This window comes from Corallococcus interemptor, assembly GCF_003668875.1.
In the GTDB taxonomy this organism is placed as follows: Bacteria; Myxococcota; Myxococcia; order Myxococcales; family Myxococcaceae; genus Corallococcus; species Corallococcus interemptor.
This window is the reverse complement of the sequence record NZ_RAWM01000241.1, coordinates 1-3,726: the sequence shown is the minus strand read 5'-3', so window position 1 is coordinate 3,726 and position 3,726 is coordinate 1. Positions and strand designations below refer to the sequence as shown.

Below are 3,726 nucleotides of genomic sequence, written 5' to 3'. Positions count from 1 at the left end.
GGCCCACCCTTCGGCTCCTCCAATGCCGCCAGTGCGTGCACGTTGTCGGGCAGCGCGTCCATCACCGCGCGCAGGGTCGTGCTGCGGCCCGTGCTGGAGGCTCCCGTGAGCAGCACCACCTGACCGTTGAACAGCGACGGGTCCAGGCGGTTGAAGAGCCCCTTCAGGAACGTCGCCGCTTCGGTGGAGAGCCGCAGGCTGGAGATGCTCGGGTATGCTTGGCGCTCCTCCCGGTCCCTCGCCAGCGCCGTGGTCCAGGTGCCCAGCTCGGTGTCCCGGAAGGACACGCGGAACTCGATGTCCGGATCCGCCGCGCCCGCCGGGAAGACCGCACGGCCTCGGTCCGGCATCACCGGATCCGCTCCCCGCTTCGCGTACTCCGCCAGCGCCTTCCCCAGCGGCCGGTACAGTTCGTACGCCATGGGCTGACGCACCGGGACCCGCTCCGTGCCCAGCAGCCCCACCCGGTCCGGCGAGTCCTTCTGGATGAAGAACAGCGTGATGCCCGCGTTGATCACCCTCTCGCCCGTGGCCGCGTCGGATCCGTCCTCGTCCTCGGCCGTCTCCGTGTCGTCCGCCCCCCAGACGGAGAACATCGCCGCGCCCGTCCTGCCCGCGACGTCGAAGAGGGCCGCCGCCAGCGCTTCCGGCGTCCTTGGCTGAGCCGCCGCTCCGGCCGGCGCCCGACCCGCCTCCCCCAGCTTCTGGAGCAGGCTGGCGAACACGGCTTCCGGCGTGGCCGGGACTTCGGACCTCGGGCTCGGCGTCGTCATGGGCGCCGACCATGGCATGGCCCCTCGCGGCCCGGCCACGGGGGAAACAGGCCCCCGGGAGGCCCTCTCCCCCCGGGAAACCGGGTCGGCTGCCAGCCTGCCTTGAGAATGGGCGAGGAAGCACCACGGTAGGGGCTCCCCTCCAGCAGGCGCTTGGGTAACATCGCTTGATGTTCAGGCGTCTCACCAACGCGCTGCGACGGCTGTGGCTCCGCCCCTCCGCAAGCAGCCCCCCGGACCGGCAGAGCCTGCCCGGCGGTACCGAAGCAGCCGCCGCGCCCCGGCGCTCGCGCGCGTCGGTCGCGGAGGAGCCTTCGCCCGCCGCCCGGCATGGCACCAGCCGTCCCCGCCGTCCGGCCGCGCGCATCGTCGCGCACGGGGCCGCCCCGCACGCCGGCAACCGCAAGAAGTCCCGCCGCGCCGCCGCCACGCAGACCCGCTTCTACGACCTGCACGACGACTTCCGCGCCCCCAACCGCTGGGAACCCGGTGACCCGCTGGACCGGGAGGACAAGGAGGTGGGCGACGTGTGGATGTTCACCGCCGGGCGCCCCGTGGACCCGCCCGGCCCGCTCCACATCCCCAATGAGGCGAGGGCCACCCCGCTCGACTTCAGCCTCGCGGGCGCGGGCCTCACCCCCGTGGTGCACCCGCGCGTCGCCGCCGTGTTCGCGCGCCTGGCGCCCGAGGACGTGCAGCTCATCCCCGTGAACATCGAGGGCCAGCCGAAGCCGTACTTCCTCGTCGTCGCCACGCGCCTCATCCGCTGCGTGGACGAGGCCGCCTGCCTGGAGATCCACCGCTACGGCCCCGGCGACGGCGTCCCCGCGCGCGAGGGCCAGTACCGCTCCGTGCGGGGCCTGAGAATCGACCCCGACCAGGTGGGCCGCGCCCGCGTGTTCCGCCCCTGGGGCTGGCCCGTCACCCTCGTCGTCTCCGAGGCCGTGAAGGAGGCCCTGGAGAAGGAGGGCGTCACCGGCGCGCGCTTCACGCCCGTGACGGACACCCGGCACTGACGCCGGCTCCGGAGGCTCCGGAGCCTTGGGCGCTACTCCTTCTCGATGTCCCGGTCCCACAGCTGCACGCGGCCGTAGTCCGCGGACAGCCGGCGCACCATCTCCGCCGCCAGCGCCACCGAGCGGTGCTTGCCGCCCGTGCACCCCAGCGCCACCGTGAGGTACGCCTTGCCCTCCTTCTGGTAGCGCGGGAACAGGAAGCGGCAGAGGTCCACGACCTTCTCGAGGAACGCTTGCGTCTCCTCGCGCTCCAGCACGTACCCGGACACCTTCGGGTTCTTGCCCGTGAGCCCCTTGAGCTCCGGCACGAAGTACGGGTTCGGCAGGAAGCGCACGTCGAAGACGAGGTCCGCCTGCGGCGGCACGCCGTAGCGGTAGCCGAAGGACATGATGGACAGGCTGGGGCCCGTCGTGGGCTCCGGGCTGAAGCGCCCCTGCACCATGCGCTTCAGGTCGTGCACGTTGAGCGCCGACGAGTCGATGACCTGATCCGCCATCTCCCGCAGGTCCTTCAGCGCCTCGCGCTCCTTGTGGATGCCCTCCGCCACCGTGCCATCCGGGGCCAGCGGGTGGCGGCGGCGCGTCTCGCTGAAGCGGCGCATGAGGCTGTCGTCGCTGGCGTCCAGGAAGAGCACGTCCACCTGGTGACCCGCGCGGCGCACCTCATCCAGCACGCGGGGCGCGTCCTTGAGGAAGACGCCCTCGCGCGCGTCCACCACCAGCGCCATGCGCTCGATGTTGCCGCCTCCCGCCAGCTCCGTGAGCTTGGGCAGGAGGAGCACCGGCAGGTTGTCGATGCAGAAGAAGCCGGCGTCCTCCAGCGCACGGATGGCGGTGGACTTGCCGGAACCTGACATGCCGGTGATGACGATGATCTGCTTCGCGGGGGCGGTCACTCGACCTCTTCTCCCAAGGTGCGGCGCATCGCCCCCTGGGCGATGGCTCGATTGAGTCGCTCGGCGAACTCTCGCGCCGAATGGTGGCCCTGAAGCTTCAACAACTGGTTGCGCGCGGCCACCTCCACGATGGTGGCCATGTTGCGTCCAGGACGCACCGGGACGACCGACAACGGGATGTCCACGCCGACGATCTGCAGGTGCTTGTCCTCCACGCCCAGGCGGTCGTACTCCTGGTGCGGATCCCATTCCTGCAGTTCGATCACAAGCTCAATCTTCTTCTGTTCCCGGACGGCGGACACTCCGAAGAGGTCCTTGATGTTGATGATGCCCAGGCCGCGAATCTCCATGTGGTGCTTGATGACCGGATTGCCCGCGCCGTAGACGGCCCCCTTCCTCCGGGTCACGTCCACGATGTCGTCCGCCACCAGCCGGTGGCCGCGCATCACCAGGTCCAGGGCGATCTCGCTCTTGCCGATGCCGCTCTTGCCCAGGAGCAGGATGCCCACGCCGAAGACGTCCATGAGCACGCCGTGCAGGCTGCTGGACTCCGTGAGCGCGTCCTCCAGGAAGTTCTGCACGCGCTGGATGAACTCGCTGGAGAGCAGCGGCGTCATCATCAGCGACAGGCCCGCCGCCTCGCAGGCGTCCACCAGCGCGCGCGGCACGTCCAGCGCCTTGGTGACCACCACGCACGCCAGGTCTTCTTCGCTGAAGAGCTTGGCCAGCGACGCTCGCTGCGCGTCCTCCGGCAGGGTGGCCAGGTAGGAGATTTCGGTGTTGCCGAAGACCTGGACGCGGTGCGGGTGGAGGTGCTCCATGAAGCCCGCCAGCGCCAGGCCCGGCTTCTGGATGCGCGAGGAGTCCACCGTGCGCGCCAGCCCCTGGGTGCCCGCCATCAGGGTCAGCCGCAGGTCGTGGCCCTGGTCCTCGAGGAGCTGGGAGATGCGAATGGATTTCATCGTCGGGACCTGGATATCACCCACCGGCCTCTGGAGGTGAACCGCACTGTGTCCGCCGCCCCCCCCGCCTCCCCTACAG

4 protein-coding genes are annotated in these 3,726 nt (G+C 70.6%); 1 reads left to right on the top strand and 3 read right to left on the bottom strand.

Features of this window, described 5'->3' with window-relative positions; translation table 11 throughout:
- On the bottom strand, positions 1 to 773 hold a 773-nt coding region (locus D7X96_RS38720; protein WP_147468517.1), incomplete at its 3' end, for a hypothetical protein.
- A 170-nt stretch (positions 774 to 943) separates the two neighbouring features.
- On the opposite strand from D7X96_RS38720, the gene D7X96_RS38715 reads away from it, so the two are divergent.
- Positions 944 to 1,789: an imm11 family protein gene (locus tag D7X96_RS38715; protein WP_121771981.1), complete on the top strand. Its 846-nt coding sequence runs from the start codon at positions 944 to 946 to the stop codon at positions 1,787 to 1,789.
- Positions 1,790 to 1,821: 32 nt separating this feature from the next.
- Here D7X96_RS38715 and rapZ read toward each other — a convergent pair whose 3' ends face one another.
- Both rapZ and hprK read right to left on the bottom strand, forming a co-directional pair.
- Positions 1,822 to 2,685: an RNase adapter RapZ gene (rapZ, locus tag D7X96_RS38710; protein ID WP_120551842.1), complete on the bottom strand. Its 864-nt coding sequence runs from the start codon at positions 2,683 to 2,685 to the stop codon at positions 1,822 to 1,824.
- Positions 2,682 to 3,647, bottom strand: coding sequence for an HPr(Ser) kinase/phosphatase (hprK, locus tag D7X96_RS38705; RefSeq protein ID WP_120551843.1), 966 nt, complete (start codon positions 3,645 to 3,647; stop codon positions 2,682 to 2,684). Before hprK ends, rapZ begins: the two co-directional genes overlap by 4 nt.
- Positions 3,648 to 3,726 lie beyond the last annotated feature (79 nt).

Coding starts and splice junctions, on each gene's coding strand:
- D7X96_RS38715 (WP_121771981.1), top strand. CDS start 944: ATGTTCAGGCGTCTCACCAACGCGCTGCGACGGCTGTGGCTCCGCCCC.
- hprK (WP_120551843.1), bottom strand. CDS start 3,647: ATGAAATCCATTCGCATCTCCCAGCTCCTCGAGGACCAGGGCCACGAC.